The sequence below is a fragment of the Acinetobacter sp. B-6 genome (assembly GCF_056930735.1).
Genome location: NZ_JBXPBY010000018.1, coordinates 74,932 through 101,031 on the forward strand (window position 1 = coordinate 74,932; position 26,100 = coordinate 101,031).

28 protein-coding genes and 2 pseudogenes are annotated in these 26,100 nt (G+C 38.8%); 19 read left to right on the top strand and 11 right to left on the bottom strand.

Features of this window, described 5'->3' with window-relative positions:
• The first annotated feature begins 62 nt into the window (after positions 1–62).
• The 9 genes and pseudogenes from atpB to AC1Z3T_RS18705 all read left to right on the top strand — a co-directional run.
• Positions 63–938: a F0F1 ATP synthase subunit A gene (gene atpB, locus AC1Z3T_RS18665; RefSeq protein ID WP_004831991.1), complete on the top strand. Its 876-nt coding sequence runs from the start codon at positions 63–65 to the stop codon at positions 936–938.
• Positions 939–1,021: 83 nt separating this feature from the next.
• On the top strand, positions 1,022–1,267 hold the full coding sequence (gene atpE, locus AC1Z3T_RS18670; RefSeq protein WP_000424060.1) for a F0F1 ATP synthase subunit C: 246 nt from the start codon (positions 1,022–1,024) through the stop codon (positions 1,265–1,267).
• Between the two features lie 39 nt (positions 1,268–1,306).
• Positions 1,307–1,777, top strand: a complete 471-nt coding sequence (locus AC1Z3T_RS18675; RefSeq protein WP_004831990.1) for a F0F1 ATP synthase subunit B — start codon at positions 1,307–1,309, stop codon at positions 1,775–1,777.
• An 11-nt stretch (positions 1,778–1,788) separates the two neighbouring features.
• Complete coding sequence (locus AC1Z3T_RS18680; protein ID WP_004831989.1) at positions 1,789–2,325, top strand: F0F1 ATP synthase subunit delta; 537 nt, start codon at positions 1,789–1,791, stop codon at positions 2,323–2,325.
• Positions 2,326–2,383: 58 nt separating this feature from the next.
• Positions 2,384–3,928, top strand: a complete 1,545-nt coding sequence (atpA, locus tag AC1Z3T_RS18685; protein ID WP_004831988.1) for a F0F1 ATP synthase subunit alpha — start codon at positions 2,384–2,386, stop codon at positions 3,926–3,928.
• An 88-nt stretch (positions 3,929–4,016) separates the two neighbouring features.
• Positions 4,017–4,886, top strand: coding sequence for a F0F1 ATP synthase subunit gamma (atpG, locus tag AC1Z3T_RS18690; RefSeq protein WP_004831987.1), 870 nt, complete (start codon positions 4,017–4,019; stop codon positions 4,884–4,886).
• Between the two features lie 26 nt (positions 4,887–4,912).
• Positions 4,913–6,307, top strand: coding sequence for a F0F1 ATP synthase subunit beta (gene atpD / locus AC1Z3T_RS18695; RefSeq protein ID WP_004831984.1), 1,395 nt, complete (start codon positions 4,913–4,915; stop codon positions 6,305–6,307).
• Positions 6,308–6,334: 27 nt separating this feature from the next.
• Complete coding sequence (locus AC1Z3T_RS18700; protein ID WP_004831982.1) at positions 6,335–6,754, top strand: F0F1 ATP synthase subunit epsilon; 420 nt, start codon at positions 6,335–6,337, stop codon at positions 6,752–6,754.
• 177 nt (positions 6,755–6,931) lie between these two features.
• Positions 6,932–7,042 (top strand): annotated as a pseudogene (locus tag AC1Z3T_RS18705) (PIN-like domain-containing protein); the annotation flags it as partial.
• A 228-nt stretch (positions 7,043–7,270) separates the two neighbouring features.
• Here AC1Z3T_RS18705 and AC1Z3T_RS18710 read toward each other — a convergent pair.
• Complete coding sequence (locus AC1Z3T_RS18710; RefSeq protein ID WP_005034571.1) at positions 7,271–7,858, bottom strand: DUF4291 domain-containing protein; 588 nt, start codon at positions 7,856–7,858, stop codon at positions 7,271–7,273.
• Between the two features lie 225 nt (positions 7,859–8,083).
• On the opposite strand from AC1Z3T_RS18710, the gene AC1Z3T_RS18715 reads away from it, so the two are divergent.
• On the top strand, positions 8,084–8,383 hold the full coding sequence (locus AC1Z3T_RS18715) for a hypothetical protein (protein WP_005034568.1): 300 nt from the start codon (positions 8,084–8,086) through the stop codon (positions 8,381–8,383).
• Positions 8,384–8,387: 4 nt separating this feature from the next.
• Here AC1Z3T_RS18715 and AC1Z3T_RS18720 read toward each other — a convergent pair.
• Positions 8,388–8,831: pseudogene (locus AC1Z3T_RS18720) on the bottom strand (AAA family ATPase).
• A gap of 94 nt (positions 8,832–8,925) precedes the next feature.
• On the opposite strand from AC1Z3T_RS18720, the gene AC1Z3T_RS18725 reads away from it, so the two are divergent.
• Positions 8,926–9,390: a hypothetical protein gene (locus tag AC1Z3T_RS18725; protein ID WP_151714168.1), complete on the top strand. Its 465-nt coding sequence runs from the start codon at positions 8,926–8,928 to the stop codon at positions 9,388–9,390.
• 21 nt (positions 9,391–9,411) lie between these two features.
• Here the strand turns inward: AC1Z3T_RS18725 and AC1Z3T_RS18730 are convergent, their stop codons facing one another.
• The 5 genes from AC1Z3T_RS18730 to AC1Z3T_RS18750 all read right to left on the bottom strand — a co-directional run bounded on the left by AC1Z3T_RS18730 (position 9,412) and on the right by AC1Z3T_RS18750 (position 13,691).
• A complete protein-coding gene (locus AC1Z3T_RS18730) occupies positions 9,412–10,020 on the bottom strand; it encodes a hypothetical protein (RefSeq protein ID WP_483396860.1) in 609 nt (202 codons plus the stop codon).
• A 262-nt stretch (positions 10,021–10,282) separates the two neighbouring features.
• Positions 10,283–10,828, bottom strand: coding sequence for a glutathione peroxidase (locus AC1Z3T_RS18735; protein ID WP_004831969.1), 546 nt, complete (start codon positions 10,826–10,828; stop codon positions 10,283–10,285).
• A gap of 152 nt (positions 10,829–10,980) precedes the next feature.
• Positions 10,981–11,505, bottom strand: coding sequence for a hypothetical protein (locus AC1Z3T_RS18740; protein ID WP_151807362.1), 525 nt, complete (start codon positions 11,503–11,505; stop codon positions 10,981–10,983).
• Positions 11,506–11,688: 183 nt separating this feature from the next.
• Entirely contained in the window at positions 11,689–12,435 is a 747-nt protein-coding gene (locus tag AC1Z3T_RS18745; RefSeq protein ID WP_005034555.1) for a helix-turn-helix domain-containing protein, read from the bottom strand.
• 11 nt (positions 12,436–12,446) lie between these two features.
• Positions 12,447–13,691 (bottom strand): MFS transporter, encoded by a 1,245-nt coding sequence (locus tag AC1Z3T_RS18750; RefSeq protein ID WP_004831963.1) that lies wholly within the window; start codon positions 13,689–13,691, stop codon positions 12,447–12,449.
• Between the two features lie 140 nt (positions 13,692–13,831).
• Here AC1Z3T_RS18750 and AC1Z3T_RS18755 point away from each other — a divergent pair, with 140 nt between their 5' ends.
• Together AC1Z3T_RS18755 and AC1Z3T_RS18760 are read left to right on the top strand one after the other, a co-directional pair.
• A complete protein-coding gene (locus AC1Z3T_RS18755) occupies positions 13,832–14,476 on the top strand; it encodes a TetR/AcrR family transcriptional regulator (RefSeq protein WP_100884327.1) in 645 nt (214 codons plus the stop codon).
• A 156-nt stretch (positions 14,477–14,632) separates the two neighbouring features.
• Positions 14,633–15,532: a DMT family transporter gene (locus tag AC1Z3T_RS18760; RefSeq protein ID WP_004831959.1), complete on the top strand. Its 900-nt coding sequence runs from the start codon at positions 14,633–14,635 to the stop codon at positions 15,530–15,532.
• 430 nt (positions 15,533–15,962) lie between these two features.
• Here the strand turns inward: AC1Z3T_RS18760 and tsaC are convergent, their stop codons facing one another.
• From tsaC to AC1Z3T_RS18775, 3 genes are read right to left on the bottom strand one after another with little or no spacing between them, the layout of a single operon-like run.
• Positions 15,963–16,532, bottom strand: coding sequence for an L-threonylcarbamoyladenylate synthase type 1 TsaC (gene tsaC, locus AC1Z3T_RS18765; RefSeq protein WP_100884328.1), 570 nt, complete (start codon positions 16,530–16,532; stop codon positions 15,963–15,965).
• A 47-nt stretch (positions 16,533–16,579) separates the two neighbouring features.
• Positions 16,580–17,707 (bottom strand): DNA-processing protein DprA, encoded by a 1,128-nt coding sequence (gene dprA, locus AC1Z3T_RS18770; RefSeq protein WP_005034547.1) that lies wholly within the window; start codon positions 17,705–17,707, stop codon positions 16,580–16,582.
• A gap of 23 nt (positions 17,708–17,730) precedes the next feature.
• Complete coding sequence (locus AC1Z3T_RS18775) at positions 17,731–18,882, bottom strand: LysM peptidoglycan-binding domain-containing protein (protein WP_004831953.1); 1,152 nt, start codon at positions 18,880–18,882, stop codon at positions 17,731–17,733.
• Positions 18,883–19,005: 123 nt separating this feature from the next.
• Between AC1Z3T_RS18775 and def the strand changes: the two genes are divergently transcribed.
• The 5 genes from def to AC1Z3T_RS18800 all read left to right on the top strand — a co-directional run bounded on the left by def (position 19,006) and on the right by AC1Z3T_RS18800 (position 23,801).
• Positions 19,006–19,536 (top strand): peptide deformylase, encoded by a 531-nt coding sequence (def, locus tag AC1Z3T_RS18780; RefSeq protein ID WP_004831951.1) that lies wholly within the window; start codon positions 19,006–19,008, stop codon positions 19,534–19,536.
• Between the two features lie 68 nt (positions 19,537–19,604).
• Complete coding sequence (locus AC1Z3T_RS18785) at positions 19,605–20,108, top strand: DUF2946 family protein (RefSeq protein WP_373867684.1); 504 nt, start codon at positions 19,605–19,607, stop codon at positions 20,106–20,108.
• Between the two features lie 82 nt (positions 20,109–20,190).
• Positions 20,191–22,269 (top strand): TonB-dependent copper receptor, encoded by a 2,079-nt coding sequence (locus tag AC1Z3T_RS18790; protein WP_058968556.1) that lies wholly within the window; start codon positions 20,191–20,193, stop codon positions 22,267–22,269.
• 25 nt (positions 22,270–22,294) lie between these two features.
• The gene (locus AC1Z3T_RS18795; protein WP_004831945.1) at positions 22,295–22,537 is read left to right on the top strand and encodes a DUF4199 domain-containing protein; all 243 of its coding nucleotides are present in this window, start codon (positions 22,295–22,297) and stop codon (positions 22,535–22,537) included.
• A gap of 94 nt (positions 22,538–22,631) precedes the next feature.
• Complete coding sequence (locus AC1Z3T_RS18800) at positions 22,632–23,801, top strand: hypothetical protein (protein WP_004831943.1); 1,170 nt, start codon at positions 22,632–22,634, stop codon at positions 23,799–23,801.
• Positions 23,802–23,825: 24 nt separating this feature from the next.
• Here AC1Z3T_RS18800 and AC1Z3T_RS18805 read toward each other — a convergent pair whose 3' ends face one another.
• Positions 23,826–25,037, bottom strand: coding sequence for an oxygenase MpaB family protein (locus AC1Z3T_RS18805; RefSeq protein ID WP_100884330.1), 1,212 nt, complete (start codon positions 25,035–25,037; stop codon positions 23,826–23,828).
• Positions 25,038–25,123: 86 nt separating this feature from the next.
• Here AC1Z3T_RS18805 and AC1Z3T_RS18810 point away from each other — a divergent pair, with 86 nt between their 5' ends.
• On the top strand, positions 25,124–25,750 hold the full coding sequence (locus AC1Z3T_RS18810) for a TetR/AcrR family transcriptional regulator (RefSeq protein WP_026040263.1): 627 nt from the start codon (positions 25,124–25,126) through the stop codon (positions 25,748–25,750).
• Positions 25,751–26,100: the final 350 nt, after the last annotated feature.

Here is a 26,100-nt window from a genome sequence, read left to right on the forward strand (position 1 = left end):
ATCATGCAGCACGCGATATTCGTTAACCCTATTTATTATTTGACATTGACCAGGTGTGATTTATGGCTGCTGAAGAACATGCCCTGACTTCGACCGAGTATATCAAGCATCACTTGACCAATATGACCTATGGCAAAATGCCAGATGGTACTTGGAAATTGGCTGAGAATGGTGCAGAAGCTCAACAGATGGGGTTCACTGCTATTCACTTGGATTCAATGGGTTGGTCAATTGGCCTTGGTTTGATTTTCTGTTTGATATTCTGGTGTGTGGCGAAAGCTGCAAACTCTGGTGTTCCTACCAAGTTCCAGTCTGCAATCGAAATGATTATCGAGTTTGTTGACTCAAGTGTTCGTGATACGTTTCATGGTAAATCACGTTTAATTGCACCTTTAGCCTTGACCATTTTTGTGTGGATTTTCCTCATGAATGCGATGGACTTAATTCCTGTTGACTGGATTCCTTATCTAGCACAACAAATTGGTGCAAGTGTATTTGGCATGGACCCTCACCACGTTTACTTCAAGGTTGTTCCATCTACAGATCCTAACATTACCCTTGGTATGTCATTGTCTGTATTTGCGTTGATCTTGTTCTATAGTATCCGTGAAAAAGGCATCGGCGGTTTCGTTGGTGAATTAGCACTTAACCCATTTAATCCAAGTAACCCAGTTGCAAAAGCGTTATTGATTCCAGTGAACTTGATTCTAGAATTAGTAACATTCCTTGCACGTCCAATTTCATTGGCGCTCCGACTATTCGGTAACATGTATGCGGGTGAGTTGATCTTCATCTTGATCGCGTTGTTACCTTTCTGGATCCAATGGGCGTTGTCTGTGCCTTGGGCTATCTTCCACATTCTTGTTATTACGTTGCAAGCCTTCATTTTCATGATGCTAACAATCGTATACTTGAGCATGGCAAGCGAAAAACATTAATGGTATTGCCTAACTGTCATCAGGTGGTTAGGTATAATTTTTTTAATTTAATTTGGTATAAACCTAACCTCTGAGGAATTATCATGGAACTCACTTTAGGTCTAGTTGCAATTGCATCTGCTATCTTGATCGCTTTTGGTGCTTTAGGTACTGCGATTGGTTTTGGTCTTTTAGGCGGTCGCTTCCTTGAAGCTGTAGCTCGTCAACCAGAATTGGCTCCACAACTTCAAACTCGTATGTTCTTAATCGCGGGTCTTCTTGATGCTGTGCCTATGATCGGTGTTGGTATTGGCTTGTTCTTCATCTTCGCTAATCCATTTGTAGGTTAATCAGCTTAATTCCGAAATTCACTATTTGAGGAATTTGCAATGAATATCAACCTCACATTGTTTGGCCAAGCGATTGCATTTGCGATATTTGTCGCATTCTGCATGAAGTTTGTATGGCCACCACTAATCAATGCGATTAGTGAGCGTCAGCGTAAAATCGCTGATGGCTTAAACGCTGCGGAGAAAGCGAAAGCTGATCTTGCTGATGCACAAGCACAAGTTAAGCAAGAAATTGATGCGGCGAAAGCACAAGCGGCTCAATTGATCGAACAAGCGAACCGTCGTGCGGCACAATTGATCGAAGAAGCGCGTACTCAAGCATCTGCTGAAGGTGAGCGTATTCGTCAACAAGCGAAAGATGCTGTTGACCAAGACATCAATTCTGCTCGTGAAGAATTACGTCAACAAGTTGCTGCTCTTGCAGTTGCTGGTGCAGAGAAAATTCTGAACCAACAAGTTGACGCAGAAGCTCATAATGCCATGCTGAATCAGCTGGCTGCTAAACTTTAAGAGAGGCGAATATGGCTGAACTCTTGACGTTGGCACGCCCATACGCTAAAGCAGCATTTGCTTATGCATCTGAGCAAAATGCAACTGACGCTTGGTCAAATGCATTACAACTGCTCAGTGCTGCGGTGCAAGATGAAGCATTTTCCGCTTATTTAAATCGCCCTGAGTTGACACCTGCTGAGCAGGTTGGTCTTTTTGCGAAAGTTTTAGGTAATGAACAAACTGAAGCTGTGTCAAACTTTTTGACACTTCTTGCAGACAATGGCCGTTTAGCATTGTTACCTGAAATCGACACAGAATTTGAACAACTCAAATCGCAAAATAACAACACTGTAGATGTTGTGATTGAGTCAGCTTTCCCGCTGGACTCAGTGCAAGAACAGAAGTTGGCTCATGCGTTAGAAAAACGTTTGAACAGCGCTGTGAAAATTACAGTTGAAGTAAACCCAGCATTGATTGCTGGTGTTGTTATTCGTGCAGGCGACCAAGTGATAGATGATTCTGCGCTTAGCAAGCTTGAAAAAATGCGGACTCGTCTTCTAGCGTAATTGTTAAAAATAACTGCGAACAGAAGACTGAACTTTAAAAAGATTGAGGTATAGCGCAATGCAACAACTGAATCCATCCGAGATCAGTGCGCTCATTAAACAGCGTATCGGCGATCTGGACACCAGCGCGACCGCTAAGAACGAAGGGACCATTGTTATGGTTTCCGACGGTATTGTGCGTATTCACGGCCTTGCTGATGCAATGTACGGTGAAATGATCGAATTCGACGGCGGCTTATTTGGTATGGCACTGAACCTAGAACAGGATTCAGTGGGTGCCGTTGTCTTAGGTAACTACTTAAGCCTTCAAGAAGGTCAAAAAGCTCGTTGCACAGGTCGTGTATTAGAAGTTCCGGTTGGTCCAGAACTTTTAGGCCGTGTAGTAGATGCTTTGGGTAACCCAATTGATGGTAAAGGCCCTATTGATGCAAAACTTACTGATGCTGTTGAAAAAGTAGCACCAGGTGTTATTTGGCGTCAATCAGTGGATCAACCTGTACAAACTGGTTATAAATCAGTAGATACAATGATCCCTGTTGGTCGTGGTCAGCGTGAGTTGATCATCGGTGACCGTCAAACTGGTAAAACAGCAATGGCGATCGATGCGATCATTGCTCAAAAGCAGTCAGGCATTAAATGTGTATACGTTGCGATTGGTCAAAAACAATCAACAATTGCAAACGTAGTACGTAAGCTTGAAGAAACTGGCGCTATGGCGTACACGACTGTTGTAGCAGCAGCTGCTGCTGATCCTGCAGCGATGCAGTATCTAGCACCTTATGCTGGTTGTACAATGGGTGAGTACTTCCGTGACCGCGGTGAAGACGCGCTTATCATTTATGATGACTTGTCTAAACAAGCTGTTGCTTACCGTCAAATTTCATTGCTTCTTCGTCGTCCACCAGGTCGTGAAGCTTATCCAGGTGACGTGTTCTATCTTCATTCACGTCTACTTGAGCGTGCTTCTCGTGTATCTGCTGACTATGTTGAGAAATTCACGAATGGTGAAGTTAAAGGCCAAACTGGTTCATTAACTGCATTGCCAATTATTGAAACTCAAGCGGGTGACGTATCTGCATTCGTACCAACAAACGTAATTTCGATTACTGACGGTCAGATCTTCTTAGAAACATCATTATTCAACGCAGGTATTCGTCCTGCTGTGAACGCGGGTATCTCTGTATCACGTGTTGGTGGTTCTGCTCAAACTAAGATCATCAAAAAATTGTCAGGTGGTATCCGTACCGCTCTTGCACAATACCGTGAATTGGCTGCGTTTGCTCAGTTCGCTTCAGACCTTGACGAAGCAACTCGTAAGCAACTTGAACATGGTCAACGTGTAACTGAATTAATGAAGCAAAAACAATATGCTCCATATTCAATTGCTGACCAAGCAGTTTCAATTTATGCATCTAACGAAGGCTATATGGCTGACGTTGAAGTGAAGAAAATCGTAGACTTTGATACTGCGTTGATCTCTTACTTCCGTTCAGAGCATGCTGCGTTAATGCAAAACATCGATGCAACTGGTAACTACGACAAAGACATCGAAGCTGCAATTAAAGCAGGTATTGAAAGCTTTAAAGCGACTCAAACTTACTAAGATTCAACGATGTTGAATCTAGTTAAGGTTTGGTTCACGGATCAACCTTCGGAAGCTCGAAAGGGCTTTCGAATACTAGGTTAAGCGTATGGCAAATTTAAAAGAAATTCGCGCCAAAGTAGCTAGTATCAAAAGCACGCAGAAAATTACTCGCGCGATGCAAATGGTAGCAGCTTCTAAGATGCGTCGTGCGCAAGAGCGCATGGCTCAGGGCCGTCCGTATGCCGAAAATATGCACCGTGTAATTGCTCATTTGGTACAAGCGAATCCTGAATACAAACATCGTTATATGGTTGAACGCCCAGTAAAACGCGTTGGCTATATCATTGTTTCTTCAGATCGTGGTCTTGCTGGTGGTTTGAACATTAACTTGTTCAAAAAAGTGGTTAAACACGTTCAACAGCAACAAGAGCAGTCAATTGAAGTTCAATTTGCTTTGATTGGTCAAAAAGCGGTTTCGTTTTTTAAAAACTACGGCGGTAAAGTACTTGGAGCAACTACAAACGTAGGTGATGCACCAAGTCTTGAACAGTTAACTGGTTCTGTACAGGTGATGTTAGATGCATTCGATAAAGGCGAATTAGATCGTATTTATCTTGTGTCAAACGGCTTTGTCAATGCCATGACTCAAAACCAAAAAATCGAACAACTCGTTCCTTTGGCTGCGGCTGATACGAACGAAGATCTTAACCGTCAATATGGTTGGGATTACTTATATGAACCAGAAGCTGAAGAGCTTTTAAATGGTTTATTGGTTCGTTACATTGAGTCTATGGTTTATCAAGGTGTGATTGAAAACATCGCATGTGAGCAATCTGCACGTATGGTTGCAATGAAAGCTGCAACTGATAACGCAGGTGAGCTTATCAAGAGCCTACAACTCATTTATAACAAGCTGCGTCAAGCCGCGATTACTCAGGAAATTTCTGAGATCGTTGGTGGTGCCGCTGCCGTTTAACATTATTTTGAATTGAGGAGACAGCAATGAGTAGCGGTCGTATCATTCAGATCATCGGCGCGGTTATCGACGTCGAGTTTGAACGCAACAGCGTTCCTAAGATCTATGACGCTCTCCAAGTTGACGGTACTGAAACTACTTTAGAAGTTCAGCAACAACTTGGTGATGGTGTAGTTCGTACCATCGCAATGGGATCTACTGAAGGTCTTAAACGTGGTCTAAACGTGTCTAATACTGGTGCGCCAATTTCTGTACCAGTAGGTACTGCATGTTTAGGTCGTATCATGGACGTTCTTGGTCGCCCAATCGACGAAGCTGGTCCTGTAGCGACTGAAGAGCGTTTACCGATTCACCGTCAAGCACCTTCTTATGCTGAACAAGCAGCTTCTACTGACCTTTTAGAAACAGGTATTAAAGTCATTGACTTACTTTGCCCGTTTGCAAAAGGTGGTAAAGTTGGTTTATTCGGTGGTGCCGGTGTTGGTAAAACTGTAAACATGATGGAATTGATCAACAACATCGCGAAAGCACACTCAGGTTTATCTGTGTTTGCTGGTGTTGGTGAGCGTACTCGTGAAGGTAACGACTTCTATCACGAGATGAAAGATTCTAACGTTCTTGACAAAGTAGCAATGGTCTACGGTCAGATGAATGAGCCACCAGGTAACCGTTTACGCGTAGCGTTAACTGGTTTGACGATGGCGGAATACTTCCGTGATGAGAAAGATGAAAACGGTAAAGGCCGTGACGTATTGTTGTTCGTTGACAACATTTACCGTTACACATTGGCTGGTACTGAAGTATCTGCTCTTTTAGGTCGTATGCCATCTGCAGTAGGTTACCAACCGACGCTTGCAGAAGAGATGGGTGTTCTTCAAGAACGTATTACATCGACTAAGTCTGGTTCGATTACATCTATCCAAGCGGTATATGTACCTGCCGATGACTTAACAGATCCATCGCCTGCAACTACATTTGCTCACTTAGATGCAACTGTAGTATTGAGCCGTGACATCGCATCTTCTGGTATTTATCCAGCGATCGATCCACTTGACTCTACTTCACGCCAGTTAGATCCATTGGTTGTTGGTGCTGAGCATTATGAAATTGCACGTTCTGTACAGAACGTATTGCAACGTTATAAAGAGCTTAAAGACATCATTGCGATCTTGGGTATGGACGAGTTAGCTGAAGAAGACAAACTTACTGTGTACCGTGCACGTAAGATTCAACGTTTCTTCTCTCAACCGTTCCACGTAGCTGAAGTGTTTACTGGTGCTCCTGGTAAACTTGTACCACTTAAAGAAACAATTCGTGGCTTTAAAGGTCTTCTAGCTGGTGAATACGATCACATCCCAGAACAAGCGTTCTATATGGTTGGTGGTATTGACGAAGTGATCGCTAAAGCCGAGAAGCTTTAATTAGCAACTCTCATTTAGGAGATTCACATGTCGACTATGCAATGTGATGTTGTAAGTGTTAAAGAGTCTTTGTACTCAGGCACTGTGACAATGCTTATCGCAAAAGGTGCTGGCGGTGAATTGGGTATTATGCCTGGTCACGCGCCGTTAGTCACTTTGCTCAAGCCGGGCGCGATTCGCGTTCTGCTTGAAAACGGTACAGAAGAGTTAATCTATGTATCTGGTGGTGTTCTAGAAGTTCAACCGCATGTCGTTACGGTTCTTGCAGATACTGCAGTTCGTGCTGACAACTTAGATGAAGCTGCAATTCTTGAAGCACGTAAAAATGCTGAACAGTTGCTTGCAAATCAAAAGAGCGATTTGGACGCTGCTGCTGCTTTGGCTGCGCTTGCAGAAACTGCTGCTCAGTTGGAAACCATCCGCAAAATCAAAAACCGCGCTCAATAAGACGCAGTTGGCGATTGAAAAACCACCCGAGAGGGTGGTTTTTTTATGGTTAAAAATATATATTTACTAAATAAAATTATTTAGCGCAGTAATTTGTAAATGTTTAATTGTTACGAGATAGAAAGTGTAGAGAATATTAAATCTATACTTTAAGCAGAGAACACTTTTTTCGTATTTGATACGAATGTATTACTTAATCTATATTTTTATCAATCAGAAACATTAGAGAAGATTTTTTCTTCTATTGAACATGTAAAAGATAGAGCCTTCATTCCATTTCAAGTATGACTAGAATTTGAGAATAGAAGACTAAATATTATTTCAAATAATTTAAATAAATATAATAAACTAAAAAGTATTTTAAATGATGGAAAGGATTCGATATATAAAAGTATAGCTGATAAACAAGTATATAAAGATCAAATTAAATTTACTCAGTCAAAGGATTAATAGATCGAAAAGTTCATTAAAGTTAATAATGTACGAAGTATTAGATACAAAGTATATGCATTGTTATTAAAGTTCACCCACTTTTTTACTAATATTTGGAAGATACAGAGTTTCTTTAGGTAACAAAGCCGTTGCTTCATCCAATTTTCCATCAAAAACCAACTGATGTACATGTTGCGCTTCTTGGGTAATGTCTGTGATATTCACAATCCAATCCTGAATATAGTGTTGAACGGCTTCACCTGTTAACCCAATTTGAATTGCACGATAGTCCAAAGGTTCTAAGTATAGATTTCTTTCTGGATCCCATTGAATACGTACTGGATGTTGATCTTTAAAATGTTGCCAAGTTTCATTGTCCATGTGTTCAGCTTTATGGCTTGTACAACTATGTTCTAAAGCCCAATCGAAACCTTGTTTAGATATATCAATCGCAAGTATGCTTTTCTGTCCTTCATCTTTATAACCCCATCCACAGCGATACATCATCCATAAATAAGATGGTTTAATCCAAGTCATACGGCTTTCTTTAAAAAATGGATTATTTAAGAAACCATGTTTTACCGCATGTTGTGCAAGGGGAGGATTGTATGCTTGATAAACGCGTATGGTATTTTCGGCTTGAAATGCACGTATTTGTTTAAAATTATTCATTTTTCTCCAATAGAAATTGTGTTTTTATAAATTGTTTTTTTAGCAAGATGCTTAAGTTCTTTTGTTGTCTCTTGAATTATTCTATATGAAATTTTATTAATTGGCAATATGACACTTTAAAATTTATTATAAAGCTAAGTGATTTGATACATTTTTTGCTAAAGTCGAATTTTCAATTCATTGCTAAATTTATATGTTAAAACATTGTATTTAGAATAAATCACTATGCACCTCATTGACCAACAAGCACACTTTTGGGAACTCTACCAAGCCCAAGACCAATACTATCTCAGTATTGCTGTCGATATGAGCTCAGTTGTATCTTGTTGGGATATTGCACTCACTGAAGCAGATATTGCGCAATATCAGCACAAAGGACGAATTGCAATCGAAGATTTGGCAAATTCAATTGTGGCAGAAACCTATCGTGGTGATTTTTCCAATTTAGAACGCAATAAAGTCCCTGTACAAATTCAACAACAAATGCAAATGGCATTTAAAGTATGGAAAACAGCGCAAGACTAAATTTTTATAGATCAACAGGCTGAATTGCAAAACCATCGTTTGGAATGAGTTTTACTTTAAATAACGTATCAAAGCCTTCAGAAATTTTGGGAATTTCAAGTTTATAAAAGGTCGCTTTTACTCCCTTTTCGGGAATATTGGCTTTACCTGAGCGTTAAGCATTACGCTGTAAAGTACTGTCGAGGTCTGTTTCAAAATAATAAGAAATAACTTGAAAACCTAGAGCTTTGGCACGTTGAATATAACGGGCGCGATCTATCTGGCGCATGTTGGTATTGTCGATCACAATTTTGGTTTTTGAAGCCAACGCTGCTTCAAAGATCATATTCTCACGATGCCTTGTTTTCAGCATATCTAAATTGATACGTAAATGCGTATGGTAAAAATAGTGTTGATAAAATGTTGATTTACCAGAAGCTTGTACACCTGTGAATAGGATCAGTTGCATGAAACACTACAAAAATACGATGAATTCCGTATTAAACCATGTTTATAAATTTTGCTACAATTGATTCAATGTTGAGAACGCTTATAAATCTAAAATGAAAAAATATATTCAATTTCGCTCTATATTTTCCGTATTTATTTTCGGCAGTCTGAGTGCATGTCAAAGTCAGTTTGTCACCACACCGAACCTACCCACTGAAGCCAATTTGGTGGCAAATTCAGTCAATAATGGTTTGGAAACGGATTTGAATATTGATTATATTATTGCCTTTAAAAATTTAAAAATGGCATATGGTCAATGTGTTGCTTTTACTGGTGAACATGAGTTTGTATTTACTGACAATAAATTAGAACAAGATCTGGAAATGGGTACTTTATTCGCACGTACAGAGGGTGGAGCCTATTTATCAAAAACTCTGGTGGAATCTATTGGTAAGAATAGAACCCGATTAACACTATTCTTACCAGTAGGTTATAAATCTGCTCAAGCACGTTTTAAACTTGATGCAAAACGAGCATTAGGACAAGATCCGTCATGTAATGTTGCAAAGCCTATTTAAATGAATCAATCAGATATCGGATCAACTTTGTTCAGAAGAAGCTGTATCTTTTGAGTTGGGAATCATCATACTGGCAAGTTTAAGTATATCCATCTGAATATTATTCATTTGCTGTTCAATTTTCTTGAAATCAACTTTTGAAATATCCAAGTCGCCATTTAAAAGTGCAGAGTTAAGAAGTTGCTGATTACTCTGTAAAACTTGCTGGCGTAAGCCATCTATTTCCTGACTTTTTAGATCTAGGGAAATTAAAGCAGTGTTAAAGCCCTGTAGCTCTCGACTCAGATCTTTTACGGTTTGTTGTAATACGATGCTGTTTTTAGATTGAACAGCTTGTTGCAAATCAGACTGAGTCTGTTGCAGTTTCTCAATATAATCACCCGTTTTTAATTGAACATCGGCGACATCACGAGCGATATAAAACAAATTGCCAGATTTCAAATCCTCAGCGCTTTTATGGGACACTTCTGATTTTTGCTCAAGTGCTGAATCAGATGCTTGAGTTGATTCAGTCTGTTGAGTGTCTTGTTGTTGACGTGATTGTTCAGCGGCTTGATTACAGCCCAAAAGTAAAATGCCTGAAGTAAAAATAATAAAAGGTAAAACAGCACCTTGTAGTAACTTTTTCATTGAAATCCAAAATTCATTTGATGGGCTATGTAGTGAATATAGGATGCAAAAATGTAGAGATTGAGGATTGTTGCAAAGGGCATACAGACTGTAACGTGAACCATTCAATTCTTTAAAAAGAGTGAAATACGAGTGCAATGGTTGCACTCGTACGCTTATTTAATCGTGAGTATCGAATGTTCTATAAAATGAGGCTAAAGTTTTTAGAGCATCAATTTACGATGTTTAGTATCAAGTTGCGCTGTTATTTAAAGTTGTGTTGTTATTTAGCCAATTCAGCTTCGATTGCTGAAGTGATGCGTGGGTCATCAGCAGTAATATCTGGTGCAAAACGTGCCACAATTTCACCATTTTTTCCAATTAAGAACTTCTCAAAGTTCCAAAGTACTTCTGGTTTAGGATTTGGCGTTAAACCGTAATCGACTAAATCTTTCCACCATGGACCTTCACCAATTCGCTCTGGAATTGAATGAATTAAAGTATCATAGAGCGGGTGCTTGTCATCGCCAGCCACAGAAATTTTTGCAAAAAGTGGGAAGTCGACATTGTAGGTCAATGAACAAAATTGCTCGATCTCATCATTGCTACCGGGTTCTTGAGCAAGAAAGTTATTTGCAGGAAAGCCTAAAACTTCAAATCCTTGATCTTTTTTTTCGGTATAAAGTTTTTCAAGCCCCTCATATTGTGGTGTTAGCCCACATTTAGAAGCAACATTGACAATTAACAGGACTTTACCTTGATATTGATTCAAGGTAACTGGCTCACCTTTGATGGTATTGACTGGAATATCGTATACAGAATTGCTCATGGCTTTATCCTTAAACATTAAGTCTTCAAGTAGGAAAATATGTTTAATGTTTTAACGATATTGCATGATTTCGGCAAGTTGCATTTGTATCTAAGTGCAAATAAAAAAGCAGATCAATAGACCTGCTTTTGGCATGAATCAAATTGAATTGATTATGGTGCAGCATTGGCTTTCGTTTGAAGCGCTTGCATTTCAGTTAACAGGCTTTGCTGTAACTCAGTACCTTTCTTTTGAAGTTCCATAATTTTTTGTGGATCTGGTGAACTCGCTAAACCAGCTTCAGACATCTCAACGCCTAGGTTGTTTGATTCTTTCATTTTGTCACGTACTGATGCAACTTCAGTACTCTTAAGTGCTAAACCATCAAGGTCTTTGTTGAAGCCATCAACATAAGTTTTCATTTTATCAACAACGCCTTTCAGCGCATCTTTATCACCTTTTTGAGCAGCTTGCATAACTTCAGTTTGGAAGTTTAATGCTTCTTTTGCTTTCGCTGTAGACATTGTTTGAAGTGCAGTTAAGTCACTTTTGATATCCGCTGCATTGTTGGTGCTGAGTGAAACAGCCGCAGCAGCTGGTTTACTGTCTGTGCCAGACGCAGCATCTGCTGGTTTTTTGTCACACGCAGTTAAAGCCAATGTTGAAGCACATAGCGTAGCAAGTAGTAATTTTTTCATTATAAAACCCTTCATTATTTAAAATTCTTAAGAACCTGACCCTAAGTCTACATATTCATAAAGTTATATGCTTAATTTTGAGCATAAGATGCAAAATGCACAATTTTAAGGCAATTTTCTATAGTATTTTTGTACATAAGCTTAGCAATAAAGTGAAAATTGTCACTCAAAAGAGGTTCTAATCTAAATATTGCGCATCTGAGCAGGTGTCTGCTGTGTATAACGTTTAAAAAATTCAATAAAGCTAGAAGTGTGTTGGTATCCCAACTCTAGGCTGATTTTTTTCACTGAAAAACCTTGTTGAATCAGTGAAATAGCATGAATGATTTTGGCACGATTGCGCCATTCAGACAGAGACAGTTTTAGTGAATCTTGGCTGAGTCGAAGTGCGTGTCGTTCAGTAATCTGAAAGCTATCTAAGATTTCCTGTAAACCGCGGTTAAATTGTTGGGTATCTGAAAGCTGTTCAAGAATTGGCTTTAAAATGGGATGATTTGTTTGCGGTAAATAGTGTTCATAACAGGGGCTATTTTGAATTTGATCAACCAACAGTTGTAATAGGTGTTGATGATATGTTGGAGAAGGAATCCCTTGCTTTTGCTGATCCAAAATTTCTTCAATGGTATGGCGCAAAAATGGTCGAATACTTAATGTTTGTGTGTTGCTTGACAACTGTTGGCAAAGCTGCGGATGAAGACGGATACAAATATAATGTGTTAATAAATCATCGACCGCTGTACAGCAATGTTCAGTTTGCGGGGGAATCCATAAACCATAACTGGGCGGTGATAAATAAGTTTGATCTGCAACTGTCAGCTCTAAAGTACCATTTAGGCTTAAATTGAAGTCACCCCATAAATTACAATGAGGGGTGACGACATCATGTTTCTGATAGAAAAATTCTTCTACGGAAATCAGATTGGAATACATGGTTAAAAGTTTTAACTCTCACATTGCATAGCATTGGTTTCAGTTTTTGGATTATTTAAGCCTCGACTCAAAGTGAAAATTGAAATAAAGGCTAAAAGAATAAAGCTAAGTACACTATACAATAAAATGTTGGCATTAAAATGATCAACAATATAGCCGCCGATCAAAGCACCTGTTGCAATCATCACTTGGAAAAAACCAACAAATAAAGGCATGCCTTTTTCAACTGCATGAGGCGCATGTAAAAACATCCATATATTGGCTGTTGTTGGAAACGCACCAAATGCAAAACCCCACAGCGCAGTCAGAATAAATGCACCAATCGGTTGAATTGCCAAGAGTGGGAAGCCGAAGAACACAATTCCAAAACAAATTGCGACAAAGGCAAAAGTATAGCGAACATTTAAATTACCACTGTAACCAGCAAACGCATTCCCAAATACGCCAGCTACACCAAATAGTAACAAGAGTGAACTGATGGTTGCATTATCAAAACCTGCTGAATTTTTGAAAAATGGTGTGAGATAACTAAATGAAGAAAAGTGAGCTAAACCAATTAATAAGATAATAATTAAACCTTGTCTGGCTTTATTGATTCTTAATAGAGCAGGTAAATCTTTAAAATGGATGGCTGATTCTGGTTTTAGACTCGGGATAAATTTGACACCCAGCAACAACACAATAAATCCAATGACAGCGGTAATGGCAAATGATGTACGCCAACCATAAGCATCACTGAGCCATGTGCCAATTGGCACACCAAGTACAGTCGCTAAAGTTACACCAGCCATAACCGTCGCTGTTGCTTTGGCAATAGGCAGGTGTCTCGGAGCTAAACGACCACTTAAAGCAATGGCAGTTGCCCAGAAGCCACCAATGGCAAAACCAAGAATAAAACGGCTGATTAATAAAATTTCAAAATTCGGTGCAATTGCAGTAATGGCATTGGCAATAACCATGGTTGCAGCAAGGGCGAGTAGCAAATAACGTCGATCTAAATTTTTTACCAGTACGGGTAACAATGGAGCCGCTAAGGCTGCCATGATGCCTGGTAATGTAATCATTAACCCTGCTGTACCCACAGAGACATGCAAATCTGTAGAAATGCTATTCAGAACACCAATAGGAAGGAATTCGCTGGTGACCAAAGCGAAAGCAGTGATAGCAACGGTAAGCAGTGCTAGCCAACTGCCTTGATTACTGGGGGCAACCTCTGATGAAGGTTGTTGCGAAATTTCTGATTGCATCATGTTCATGAATATAGTCCTGATGAAAGCATGAGAATGGGATAGGGAGTTTTAATTGATTAGCGATCGTTATAAAAATAAAATATTTGATTAATTCTTAGCTGTCAATTAATTTAATAATGTTTGTTATAAAAATATGTGTGAAGATTATGGCGGATTCTGAAGAACATGATTTAGTCGCAGAAAAACAGGTGATTAAACGCGGACGTGGTCGCCCCAAATGTTTTGATGAGCAACAGGCATTGCACAAAGCGATGTTGTTGTTCTGGGAATTTGGTTATGAGGCGACATCGATGAGTGATTTAACCAAAGCACTCAATCTTACTGCACCGAGTATTTACAGTAGTTTTGGTGATAAATCACAGTTTTTTTATGCCTGTTTAGCCTATTACTTAAAACATGAGGCTTGTTCACTAGATATTATTTTTCAAGAAGCCAAGACCGCAAAAATTGCGATTGAACTTTATCTGCATGAAAATCTTAAAAAACTTGTTCAACAGAATAAACCAACAGGCTGTATGTTGGTGACAGCAACCATCAATTGTTCTCAAGAACATGCACCAATTCAACATGATTTATTACTCAAAAGACAACAAGTCAAAGAAAGAATTTATCAACGCTTAGAGCAAGGGATAAAAGATGGTGATCTAAATCCACAAGCTGATTTACAAGCGATGGCAGATTATTATTCTACGGTGATCCAAGGTTTAACCATGCAAGCTCGTGATGGTGTGGGGTTAAAACAGTTGCAAAATGTGGTGGCACTGGCAATAAAGACTTGGGACTTATTTTAGGTTTGAGAATTTTCAGTAATATCAATATCTCACAGTGATTTGTCTGAAAAACCCTATAGATGTCTGAAATGCCATATTTAAATTGATTCAGACTTCATTGATAATTCTTGCAAGTTCTCATGAATAGTGGAAGTTATGTACACCAACACGAAACCCATGTGGTGGGCAGTCAGTTTACCCATTATCGCTGTCTTGATCTGGTCACTCAATATTGCAGTGACACGTTATGTCACAGATTATATTTCACCTGTCAGTATTAGTTTTTATCGCTGGTTGGTGGCATTTATCCTTTTGACTCCTTTTATGTTGTCTAAGGTCTGGCAGCAACGGGATTTAATCCGTCAACACTTTGTTCAATTTGCCGTACTGAGTGCTTTTGGGATGTTCTTGTACCAAGGTTTGGCATATAGTGCGGCGCATTACACCACTGCAACGAATATGGGGATTATCAATGCCTTTATTCCAGTATTTACGATACTGGTATCGATGATGTTGTTGCGTGAAATTCCAAATCGCTATGCAGTGATCGGGAGCATATTGTCTTTTGCAGGATTAGTGTATGTGATCGGGCGTGGAGATTTTGCTAATTTGACTCAATTGGCAGGTCATTCTGGTGATCTGATCATGGTCTTAGCTGTGTTCTTTTATGCCTTTTATGGCGTATTTTTAAAGAAATGGCAATTAAAAGTGCCCTTACTCCTGAGTCTATATGTACAAATCGCATTTACTTTGATTTATCACTTACCTTTTGTATTTTATTTAGGGATCGATACGATAAATGCGAGTAATGTTGCCAGTGTGCTGTATGCAGGTGCATTCCCATCCCTGATCGCACCTTTACTTTGGATGATGGCGGTTCAATATTTGGGTCCAAATCGAACCAGTATTTTTATGAACTTAATGCCTGTATTTACCGCCATTATTGCTTATTTTTGGTTACATGAAGATTGGACGATTTATCATACAATTGGTGGGATCATCATTTTAGTCGGTATTGCTTTGGCACAAAAAAAGTCACATAGTGTCAAAAAAAGTAAATCTATTTCTGCGTCTTAAATTTAAAACGAGTGAAATTTATACGATTAATCAGCTATTTTGTGTTCTGATTCAGTATTAAATTCACTCAAAAATTATTTTTAATTAAGAATTTAGCGTTTAAAATCTTAAATAATAAAATAAATTTAACTACTTAAATATATTGCGAGTTTGTAGTCAATTGGTGATTATAAAGTATGATTAAAAAATAGGCGGAATAATATGTTTGTATTCGAAAAATATTTATAGGATAATATTTTTCATCGAGCCAATTAAGAATTTCTTAATGAAACTGGCTTACACTGTATTTATCAAATTCATCATACCCTCTGGATGTGATTAACCGCATCCTTTTTTATACTCAGCCAACCCTATATATGGCTGAGTTTTTTTTTGCTTTTTTTAATGTCAATTTTCACAAAAGATGACTTTTTGATTGAGATATTTCTGATTAATCACGAATGATTTGCCCAGTTGAGGCATCAATAATTTTGCTTGGCTCTCGGCTTAAACCTAAATCACCATTTAAATAATTCAATTCTGAGCCAAAATAGTGACTGGCTTCTTGTAGTGAGCGAGCTGGTGTTAAACTTGCAGGATTGGCGCTGGTTGAAACAATAAAACCATTAAATGCATTGCACAAAGCTGTACATAATGGGTGATTGGTGACTCGAACAGCGACTTGTGTATGTTGACCTTTGATCCATTGTGGAATCTGTTTGTCTGCTGGAAGTAACCATGTTGTCGCTCGTTCCGTGTGAGAACGTTGAGTCCAAGATTGTATAATTTGTTCACGAATACTTGAGTCTACATTTGTTAGTAGATGTTCAACTTGCGAAAGCTGACCTGCCAGTAAGATGACCCCTTTTTCAATAGGGCGTTGCTTGAGTCTAAGAATTTCTAAAAATGCGTGTTCATTAAATGGGTCGCAACCTAGACCCCATACCGCCTCTGTTGGATAAGCCAATACTTTACCTTGTTGAAGAATTTGTGCAGCTTCAGCAACTGAGGTTGTAATCATTGATGTTCACCTTGTCAGTTCGAAAAAATAAAAGGCTATTGTGAACCTTAATAGCTGACTCGGCAACGTAAGTATAGTCCAGATTGTTGAATGCACAGTCCCAACAGTTCTAATTCCATCAAATAACTGGTTAATTGTGCGGTGTTGAGTTTGGATTTTTGAGCCAATGTATCTAGGTCTTGCCCAATCCAATCTAGTAATTGGTAGAGTTGGAATAAATATTCAGGAATTTCAGGGGGCTGTGAGTTGGTTTCGGCTTGTTGTGTACATTGCCATTGGGTGGGTAGAGCTAAATCTTCCACAATTTGTTCAGGATGATCAACAAGGATTGCACCCTCACGAATGAGTTGATGGCAACCTTGGTGGTGTTCTCCATAAATATGCCCAGGAATGGCAAAAATAATTTTACCTTGTTCAGCCGCCGTTTGAGCGGTAATTAATGAGCCGCTACCCAATTGTGCTTCTGCGACAAGAACACCTAGACTTAAACCGCTCACAATACGATTTCGATAAGGAAAATTACGTGAAATAGGCTGAGTCTCTGGAAGATACTCACTGATGATGCTTCCAGAATTTTGTAGAATTTGCTCTTGTAACTTTCGATTTTGGCTTGGATAAACTAAATCTAACCCTGTACCAATCACAGCAATGGTTCGCTGGTTTTTGAGACCACCCATATGTGCAGCTTCATCAATTCCTTGCGCTAAACCGCTGGTAATAAAAAAGCCTTTTTCACTTAAATAATAAGCAAAATCATATGCCACTTGTTTTCCATGCGGACTGGCTTTTCGACTACCGACAATTGCAATCTGAGGTTGACTCAAGTTTTGTGAAGACCCTTTTCCAAATAAAATTGGAGGATGGTTTTGATAAGGAAGCAGTTGTTGTGGGTAATTTGAATCGGTATCTAACAGAATAAAATCACTATGTTGTTGGATTTTATCTAAGCATATTTTAAATTGGGATTGTCCTTGTGCTGTTACAAAGACATTGGCTCGCTCGATATGATTTTTATGAATTTTAAGTTCAGACCAACGGGGTAAGCTTTCTGGAGCTACCGCTTTTGCAATAGAACCAAAATAACTCTCTAGCTTACGGAAGGCGCTGGTTGAGTGTTGAACCAAATACCAAAGTTGAATGGCATTCAATTGATGATCGGGTATTTGATTCAACATATTTACATTACACTACTGAAAAATCACTGATCTGTAATCGCAGGTGGTTTGATCTCAGCACCTATTTTAATCGGTAAGTTGCTTTCTAAAATATAAGCATAACTCAGATGATCAAAGCTTTTAAAAATCATCAGTGTACCAATTTGCTGACTTGGTAATTTTACCGATTCCTTGGTTTTTGGATCACGAACAACTTCACCTTGTTGATAAATACTAAATACTTGTCCAGGTTTCGCACCTTGTAAGTTACCGCGATCAATAGTGACTACACTGTGTTGTGCTGCTGTACCAATCGAACCTTGGACACGCACCACTTTACCACCAGTACTCACTTCATTAGTGGTGGTTGGATAGAACAAGCTTGGTAGTTCTGCATCATAGCTAGGAAGAACATAATCACCTTTACGAACTTCTGCATTGTAGCTCTTGGTCAATTCAAGTGTAGTGACATCATTTTCACCCGCCGTTGCGATTGCTGAAGCAACTTCAGATAACTCCAGCCCCGCATTAAACTTTTTACCTTCCGCATTGAGGAACATATAAGGTTTACCTTCGCGGTAAATGCCATAACGCTGACCTACCACTAAGCCATTTCCGCGTGCATATACGGTTTGACCCGCACCCGTAATCACACGATTATCAGCAGCGCCAATGGTATAAGGAATATTTTGTAAAGACTCAGGACTGATGACAATGCTGTGTTCTAGCCACGGTTGAATATCAGATAGAGGAATCACCGAAATTGCACTGTTTAATGACTCTACACGTACTTGAGGGCGTAAAGATGTTCCACCTTGATGACGACGAATAATACCATCACAACCATCACCTTCATCCACGCCGATTAATGGACGACCATCTAAAGTACATAACAGTAATTTATCGCCAGGATAAATCCAGTGGGGATTTTTAACATGTTTATTGCTTGCCCAGATTTCAGGCCAACGCCACGGCTTACTTAAAAATTTCCCTGCGATATCCCATAAGGTATCACCACGTTTCACCACATAAACATTAGGTGCACTGGATTTGAGTGCAGGTGGATTAACATTTGGGCTTGCATGTGTCATTTCCATGTAAGTGAATCCTGCACTTAAACATAGTGTCACAGCAAGTAACTGTTTCTTGAACCCCTTGGCATGAAAACCTGTTATGCCAGTTAAAACCTTTTTCATTATCATAATTCCTAAAATTATGTCTCTATATGCGTTATAATACGCATATTACACACATTTTTTTAATGAAGCATATTCTTCATTTAGTTTTAAGATCAATGGCATAGCAACAGAGGATACAGTATGGCCTTATTACCAATTTTAAGTTTTCCTGATCCCCGTTTACGTACCATTGCAAAACCTGTCGATGCTGTAACTGATGAAATTCGTCAATTAGCAGCTGACATGTTTGAAACCATGTATGAAGCGCCAGGTATTGGTCTGGCTGCTACACAGGTCGATCAACATATTCAACTTATCGTCATGGATTTGTCTGAAAATAAAGACCAACCTATGGTGTTCATTAACCCCAAAATAACACCACTTACAGAAGAAACATTCTCTTATGAAGAGGGATGTCTTTCTGTTCCCCAAATATACGATAAAGTTGAGCGTCCGTCACGAGTTAAAATCGAAGCAATTGACCTTGATGGTAAAGCTTTTGAGCTTGAAGCGGATGAATTATTGGCTGTGTGTATTCAACATGAAATGGACCACTTAAACGGTAAGTTATTTGTTGATTATTTGTCTCCGTTGAAGCGTCAACGTGCACGTGAAAAAGTTGAAAAAGTCGTGCGTCAACGTGAAAAGCAGAAAGTTCCTGCAAAACGTTGATATAGAGAATTGAAAGTTAAAAGTTTCTTGAATTTTTCTTCAATACAAAGCCCAATTTTGTTTGGGCTTTGTTATACTCTGGCTCGAAAAATGTTGAGACGAACGTTTTGTTGAGAATAGGTTTACTGCTGGGTTTTACCGCAGTTTTTTTACAGATTGCTGTATTTTTACAGCCTTTGCTACCGAAGCAATATCAAATTGCGCCGGTCTGTGAAACTATTACTCAAGCTTTAGTGCAAAGTCACTTTTATGAGAAACATCAACAAAGTACTCATCATCAACATCATTCGGCTTCTTTGACGCAGGAGGCTTCGGGTCATCAGCATCTGATAACACATCATGAGTCTGCTGTACAAGAACAGACAAGCCATCATCATGATGCAGGTCACCAGTGCCAATACTGTACAGTCTATGGCAATCTGGTTTTACCTCCAGAACTTGAAGTCAAAGAAATATTAGATCGTATCCAAGTACGTCTGGTTGCATTTCAAAAAGCATTTCGACATGTTTATTTTGTCCTGCAACGCTTATTCTTACTTCCTCAAGGACGCGCTCCGCCCGTTTTCGCTTAAATCAAAACTTTTTTAGGATCTTTTTGTCGAGGTCCTGATGCTGCTTTGTCGCAGCTCATATTTATGATTTAAGAGAAAGAAAATGGCTCAACCTCAATTTTTTTTACAGCCCTTAGCGGCTGCGATTTCTATCGCTTGTTATTCAGTAACCACTTTTGCTCAAGATCAGCAGGAAACTGCTCAACTCACACCGATTGTTGTGACAGCTCAGCTCAATAATGACGCCAACGGATTGATTGTTCATGCTGATCCTAAACAGCCAATTCAGCCTGTACCTGCAACAGATGGTGCGGACTATCTACAAAGTATCGCGGGTTTTAACGCCATTAAAAGTGGTGGAACCAATGGTGATGTTACGTTCCGTGGCATGTTTGGTACACGAATCAAAATATTGACAGATGGTACAGAAAACTTAGGCGCATGCCCTGCACGAATGGATGCACCAACATCCTATATTCAACCTGAAAGCTTTGATCGAATTTCAGTCGTGAAAGGACCACAAACCGTTCAATATGCCAATACAGGTTCAGCAGCAACGGTTATTTTTGAGCGTCAGAAACCAACATTGACTGATGAGAAAAACTATCTCGGTCAAGCCAGTGTTTTGGTTGGATCTTTTGGGCGTTTGGACCACAACATTGAAGCTGCTGTTGGCGACAGCAAAAAATATTTACGTGTCAATGCCAACCGTTCTGAATCCAATAGCTATGAAGATGGTGATGGTCATAAAGTTCCATCTTCTTGGGAGCGCTGGAATACGGACTTGGCTCTGGGATGGACACCCAATGAGGATACTTGGGTTGAACTAACAGGCGGTAAAGCAGATGGTGAGGCTGAATATGCCGGTCGAACCATGGATGGCTCGCAGTTTGCTCGTGAAAGCCTTGGTCTACGTTTTGAGAAAAAAAATCTGAGCCCTGTGATTAAAAAACTCGAAGGGCAGGTTAATTATAGTTATAACGACCATATTATGGATAACTATACTTTACGTACTCCACCACTTGCTGAAATGACACATGATGGTATGAAAATGCTAATGCCAAATCCAATGGCGATGCAAGTCACACGCCGTACCCTAAATAGTCGTTTAGTCATGACCAGTGAATGGGATAAGTTAAGTTTAATGACTGGGATAGATTCTCAGTTAAATAAACATGGCGGCAGTATGTCATCGCCAACGATGCCATCAATGAATGTTGCATTTAAAGAAGATATGCGTTTTCAATCTTATGGTGCATTTGGCGAGTTAGGCTATCAATTTAATGATGCTTATAAGTTAGTGACAGGTGCTCGTGTCGATCAAGTTAAAATTGATGCACTTAAACTGAATGATCAACGCAAAGAAACATTGCCAAGTGCATTTATACGTTTAGAAAGCCAATATCCTGATCATAATGCCAAGTCTTATATTGGTTTAGGTTATGTGGAACGTGTTCCAGATTATTGGGAATTATTTAGCACAGCACATGGAAATACAGGCATGACTAAACCGACTTTTAATGATCTCAAGACGGAAAAAACATTGCAGCTTGATCTTGGTTATCAATACCAACATGGTCCATTGAGCGCATGGACATCAGCATATGCAGGGTTGATTAATGACTTTATTTTATTGAGTTATCATAATCATCCGAAAGCTGGAATGGATGGGCATAGTCATGGTTCATCATTTAGTGCGGGTGCAAAAAATGTCGATGCAACCATTGCAGGTGCAGAAGCTGGGGTAGGTTACCAATTTACTGATGCCATTCAAGCTGATCTTAGTGCAATGTATGCATGGGGTGAAAATACCGACACACATCAAGCATTACCACAAATTGCACCATTAGAAGGACGTTTAAACTTACGATATGTGCAAGATCAATATTCTTTTGGATTGTTGTGGCGTGCTGTGGCAAAACAAGATCGTATTAGCCTAAACCAAGGTAATATTGTGGGTTATGACACAGGTGAAAGCAAAGGCTTTACGACTTTGGCTCTAAATGCTTCTTACAACATTCAAAAAAATCTGAATTTGTCTGTTGGTGTCGATAATGTATTCGATAAAACCTATACCGAACATTTGAATAAGTTAGGTGTTGGCGCTGATGGTCAAGTCGGCACACAGCAATTTAATAATACTGGGCGTAACTATTGGGCGCGCGTGAGCATGAAATTTTAATTTTACCGAAATATGAGGATGTCATATGAGTAACGACAGTAATAAGTTATCGCCAGAAAAGTCATTTTGGGGATGGAAGTTGCTAGTCATCGCAATTATTTTAAGCTGCATTTTCATGGGAATCTTCTATTTGGCGATTACCAATGAACCTGACTATATGCCAAGTCAAAAACAGAAAGCGGCTGAACAGCACGACATGTCTAAGATGAGTCATGAAGATATGCAAAATATGCAGCACTCAGCTTCAGAGCCAATGCATAATCATTGATGATGTGAAAATCTTAAAATAAAAAGGAGGTCTGAGGACTTCCTTTTTGATTACAGATATTTAAAACAGGGTCAAACAGTAAAGATAATTAGAAATGAATGAAAAAATAGAAGCTTATCTTGATATTTTTAAACAATATGGCGAAGTTTCCATCGCGGATGAAGAGTGGACAACAGCGTTTGAACAAATATTTAGAGAACGACTAAAAATTGAAGGAATTGACGAAATTCGTATTTATCAGACCATTGTACAACCTGATCGAAAATTAATTTGTAGAGTTTTTCATCAACCCAGTATGAAAATTCTTCAGGAATATCCTGCAAGAACAGCATTTATTCGTTGGTTACCGTTGCTTTGTATTGTGCTTTGTTATTTTTTAATCATCTCACTGATTGCTTTAAGTTCAGAAAAAATGTTGACAGTGGCATTTCTACTATTCTTACCTTTTAGTCTGGGTGCGATCATGGAGTATGTGAAATCTTTAAAATCTCCAAATTCGTTAAAACAAACATTTCTTCAGCAAATTTATATTTTATTCGGGATCATTGTTGTTGGTGTAGTCATTTTAAGAGAGGGTGGCATTTGTCTGATCATGGCAGCGCCGATATTTTTCCTCTGTTCGACTTTAGGTGCGACATGCATGCATTTTTTATGTCGACGTTTATGGAAGCCATATAATAAAGTTTACTCTATTGTACTTTTACCTTTGCTAGGCTTGTTACTATTACCTGATTTCTCTCAGTATCATAATGGTGTAACACGCCAAGAAATTATTGTTAATGCACCTATTCAAGATGTTTTTGCATCAATTAATAATATCCAGCAGATTCAGTCCAGCGAAATAAAATTTAGTCCAATTTTTTTAATGGGTTTTCCAAAACCAATTTCTGGAATGACTGAGCAAACAGATAATGGTTTGATTCGTCAAATTTATTGGCAACGCGGTATTCATTTCCAAGAAAAAATCACTCAGTCTCATGCACCAACGCAGTTGGCTTGGACTTATGTTTTTAATCAGGAATCATTTCCCAAAGGATCTTTAGATGATCATTTGAAAATTGGTGGAGCATATTTCAATTTGTTAACAACAGACTATCAACTGGAAGCCATTAGTCCACAGCAAACGAAAATGGTATTAACGATCGATTATCGTTTATCAACTGAAGTGAATTGGTATGCGGATTTATGGACACGCTATGTGCTGAATGAATTTAGTGATGTTGTACTTAATATCTATAAACACCGCTTGGAAAAACAAAGTTAAGGCTGAACACCTTAACTTTTCAAATCATGACTGATGCATACTCGCGAGTTGTTTTCCTGCATTTTGATAGAGGCTTAGGGCATATTCTTGTTTGGCACGACCACTTTCTTGCAAATATTGATCAAGTTTAGGGATATGTTTTGCGCCACGATAAACCAATGTATTTTTAGCAATTAAATACAATGGATACCATGCCAGCGTACGCGGTTTCAGTCCTAGATTTTTCATTTTACGTTGCCCAATAAAAAACTGAGTAATGTCTAAATGGTTTTGATAAGCCTTTCTTTGTAAAAATCTATTGAAATATTTATAGTGCCGCTCAAAAGGTTCTTTGGATAAACTGACGGCTAAAGCTTTGCTGCTTTCATCAACTTTGGGATGTGCATAATTCATCCACTGTAATAATTTCCATGCTTCAGACTCTTTATTGACTAACCATTTTTCATCTATTCCCATTAACCAACCCGCGTACTTCCAAAAATGCATCAAGGCATCGCACTCAGCTTTGCTTGGAAAAATACCAATGGCTCTCACACCGATCAGAAGCACCGCACTAAAGGCAATATTGGTCATGGCTTGATCATATTGATTGATGGGTGTGCCCCAAATCTCGTGATCCCAATCTTTTGACTTATTCAACTGATAACGTACAAGAGAATGAATGAACCGAACATAAATCGTCGAGATAAAGCCATCGTTAAAACGTGAGAAGCTATTCAGTTGATTGACATCTAACCACCACTTATGCGTTTCTGCTAAACGTTTTCCTGCATATTTATGCAAAGCCCCAGTCTGAATAAGTGGTTGGTTAAAGCCAGGATATTGATAACCTGTCATTAAAGCGAGATCACGTAGGATAAAAGTTCCATTGGAACCTAAACGATGCGTGAATTTGATTGCTGTTTCAATTTTGGCTGAATCCAGCCAACTCGGTGCATGCTCGACAATTTTAAAAAAATCAGTGAGCACTGGAATATCATGAGGAAGTTTATCTAAACCTTGATACAACGCCGTTTCAAAAAGCTTGCGATTTTGTCTAGGGTTGGTCATAACCCAATCCATAACTTGATCCATTGCATTATCACCAGTTTGTAGCGCATCGTTTAAAGATAAATACTCGGCATAACTTGGCTGTAGCGGTTGTTCTGTAAAATAATGAAAAATTCTAGTCTTGAGATTAGTTCGTGACATTTTTTCATAGGGTGCAAGTCGTTGTGGCTTAACTAAGGTTTGCATTTTTCGTTTGACCTGATTATTGTTTAGTCAAACTCTAATATGAATAATTATTCGTATTCAATTCGCATTTCGGGATGAATATGCCAATGAGAAAACAACCCCAACAACAACGTGCTCGAAATGTTGTAGATAGCATTTTAGAAGCAACACAATTGTGTATTGCTGAACACGGTTTGCTAAATGTCACCACACCAAAAATTTCTGAAAAATCAGGTGTCAGTGTCGGGTCGATATATCAGTATTTTGGCAATAAAGAAGAAATCATTCAGGAGTTGCTACGCCGTAAAAGCGAGCAGCTCGGACTTGCACTTAAACAAATTGCCATCAGCCAAGAAGGTTTAAGTTTAAATGAAATCATACCGCTTAGTATTCAATTCGGTTTTGACATGATGAAAGCTGATGGTGGTTTCTTTATAGAGGTGTTGAAACATTGGCATGGTTATAACAATTCAGAAGCTGCAAAAGTTTTAGAAAAGCACTTCTATGAAGTCGGCTTATATGTATTCAGTCGCTTTTTTAAGGATTGGAGTTTTGAAGTGCTTAAGAATAAGTCTTTCGTCATTATTAACAGTACGCTTTTTACCATGATGCGCTATGTAAGCCATAATAACTTTCTAATTTCAGAGCAACAGCTTAAAAAAGAACTAACCTTAATGATCTTGGCTTATTTGGAACAAGACACCAACATCGTGCAATCTCAAAGCCAAGCCTAAAATAAAAGGCGATCCAAAACGTCAGTCCAAAATGTCAGTAGATGTGTGAAAGAACGGATTGTTTGGTTATTACCATTTCCACACGTGTCCTCATATGTAAGTAGAGTAAGTAGAGATAGTCATTCAGTAGATTATTGTGATCTTGATTCATAGGTAGGTATAGAACAGGAAATAATGAAGATAGAGATCAAAATTCGAGTGATGGTGCAGAACTGGAGAGGAGTGTTCAAAGAGACTAGCGAATTAAAATCATATTCAATGTGTATTTTTTAAGCCAAAAAAGCATTTTTTCAATAAAAAAGCCAGATTTAGGGGAATAAATAAGCAAACAAAGCGAAATTAAGAAAATA

Bases quoted from the DNA above. Each gene is read 5' to 3' on its own strand.
- atpB (WP_004831991.1), top strand. From the start codon at position 63: ATGGCTGCTGAAGAACATGCCCTGACTTCGACCGAGTATATCAAGCAT.
- atpE (WP_000424060.1), top strand. From the start codon at position 1,022: ATGGAACTCACTTTAGGTCTAGTTGCAATTGCATCTGCTATCTTGATC.
- AC1Z3T_RS18675 (WP_004831990.1), top strand. From the start codon at position 1,307: ATGAATATCAACCTCACATTGTTTGGCCAAGCGATTGCATTTGCGATA.
- AC1Z3T_RS18680 (WP_004831989.1), top strand. From the start codon at position 1,789: ATGGCTGAACTCTTGACGTTGGCACGCCCATACGCTAAAGCAGCATTT.
- atpA (WP_004831988.1), top strand. From the start codon at position 2,384: ATGCAACAACTGAATCCATCCGAGATCAGTGCGCTCATTAAACAGCGT.
- atpG (WP_004831987.1), top strand. From the start codon at position 4,017: ATGGCAAATTTAAAAGAAATTCGCGCCAAAGTAGCTAGTATCAAAAGC.
- atpD (WP_004831984.1), top strand. From the start codon at position 4,913: ATGAGTAGCGGTCGTATCATTCAGATCATCGGCGCGGTTATCGACGTC.
- AC1Z3T_RS18700 (WP_004831982.1), top strand. From the start codon at position 6,335: ATGTCGACTATGCAATGTGATGTTGTAAGTGTTAAAGAGTCTTTGTAC.
- AC1Z3T_RS18710 (WP_005034571.1), bottom strand. From the start codon at position 7,858: ATGAATAATTTTAAACAAATACGTGCATTTCAAGCCGAAAATACCATA.
- AC1Z3T_RS18715 (WP_005034568.1), top strand. From the start codon at position 8,084: ATGCACCTCATTGACCAACAAGCACACTTTTGGGAACTCTACCAAGCC.
- AC1Z3T_RS18725 (WP_151714168.1), top strand. From the start codon at position 8,926: ATGAAAAAATATATTCAATTTCGCTCTATATTTTCCGTATTTATTTTC.
- AC1Z3T_RS18730 (WP_483396860.1), bottom strand. From the start codon at position 10,020: ATGAAAAAGTTACTACAAGGTGCTGTTTTACCTTTTATTATTTTTACT.
- AC1Z3T_RS18735 (WP_004831969.1), bottom strand. From the start codon at position 10,828: ATGAGCAATTCTGTATACGATATTCCAGTCAATACCATCAAAGGTGAG.
- AC1Z3T_RS18740 (WP_151807362.1), bottom strand. From the start codon at position 11,505: ATGAAAAAATTACTACTTGCTACGCTATGTGCTTCAACATTGGCTTTA.
- AC1Z3T_RS18745 (WP_005034555.1), bottom strand. From the start codon at position 12,435: ATGTATTCCAATCTGATTTCCGTAGAAGAATTTTTCTATCAGAAACAT.
- AC1Z3T_RS18750 (WP_004831963.1), bottom strand. From the start codon at position 13,691: ATGAACATGATGCAATCAGAAATTTCGCAACAACCTTCATCAGAGGTT.
- AC1Z3T_RS18755 (WP_100884327.1), top strand. From the start codon at position 13,832: ATGGCGGATTCTGAAGAACATGATTTAGTCGCAGAAAAACAGGTGATT.
- AC1Z3T_RS18760 (WP_004831959.1), top strand. From the start codon at position 14,633: ATGTGGTGGGCAGTCAGTTTACCCATTATCGCTGTCTTGATCTGGTCA.
- tsaC (WP_100884328.1), bottom strand. From the start codon at position 16,532: ATGATTACAACCTCAGTTGCTGAAGCTGCACAAATTCTTCAACAAGGT.
- dprA (WP_005034547.1), bottom strand. From the start codon at position 17,707: ATGTTGAATCAAATACCCGATCATCAATTGAATGCCATTCAACTTTGG.
- AC1Z3T_RS18775 (WP_004831953.1), bottom strand. From the start codon at position 18,882: ATGAAAAAGGTTTTAACTGGCATAACAGGTTTTCATGCCAAGGGGTTC.
- def (WP_004831951.1), top strand. From the start codon at position 19,006: ATGGCCTTATTACCAATTTTAAGTTTTCCTGATCCCCGTTTACGTACC.
- AC1Z3T_RS18790 (WP_058968556.1), top strand. From the start codon at position 20,191: ATGGCTCAACCTCAATTTTTTTTACAGCCCTTAGCGGCTGCGATTTCT.
- AC1Z3T_RS18795 (WP_004831945.1), top strand. From the start codon at position 22,295: ATGAGTAACGACAGTAATAAGTTATCGCCAGAAAAGTCATTTTGGGGA.
- AC1Z3T_RS18800 (WP_004831943.1), top strand. From the start codon at position 22,632: ATGAATGAAAAAATAGAAGCTTATCTTGATATTTTTAAACAATATGGC.
- AC1Z3T_RS18805 (WP_100884330.1), bottom strand. From the start codon at position 25,037: ATGCAAACCTTAGTTAAGCCACAACGACTTGCACCCTATGAAAAAATG.
- AC1Z3T_RS18810 (WP_026040263.1), top strand. From the start codon at position 25,124: ATGAGAAAACAACCCCAACAACAACGTGCTCGAAATGTTGTAGATAGC.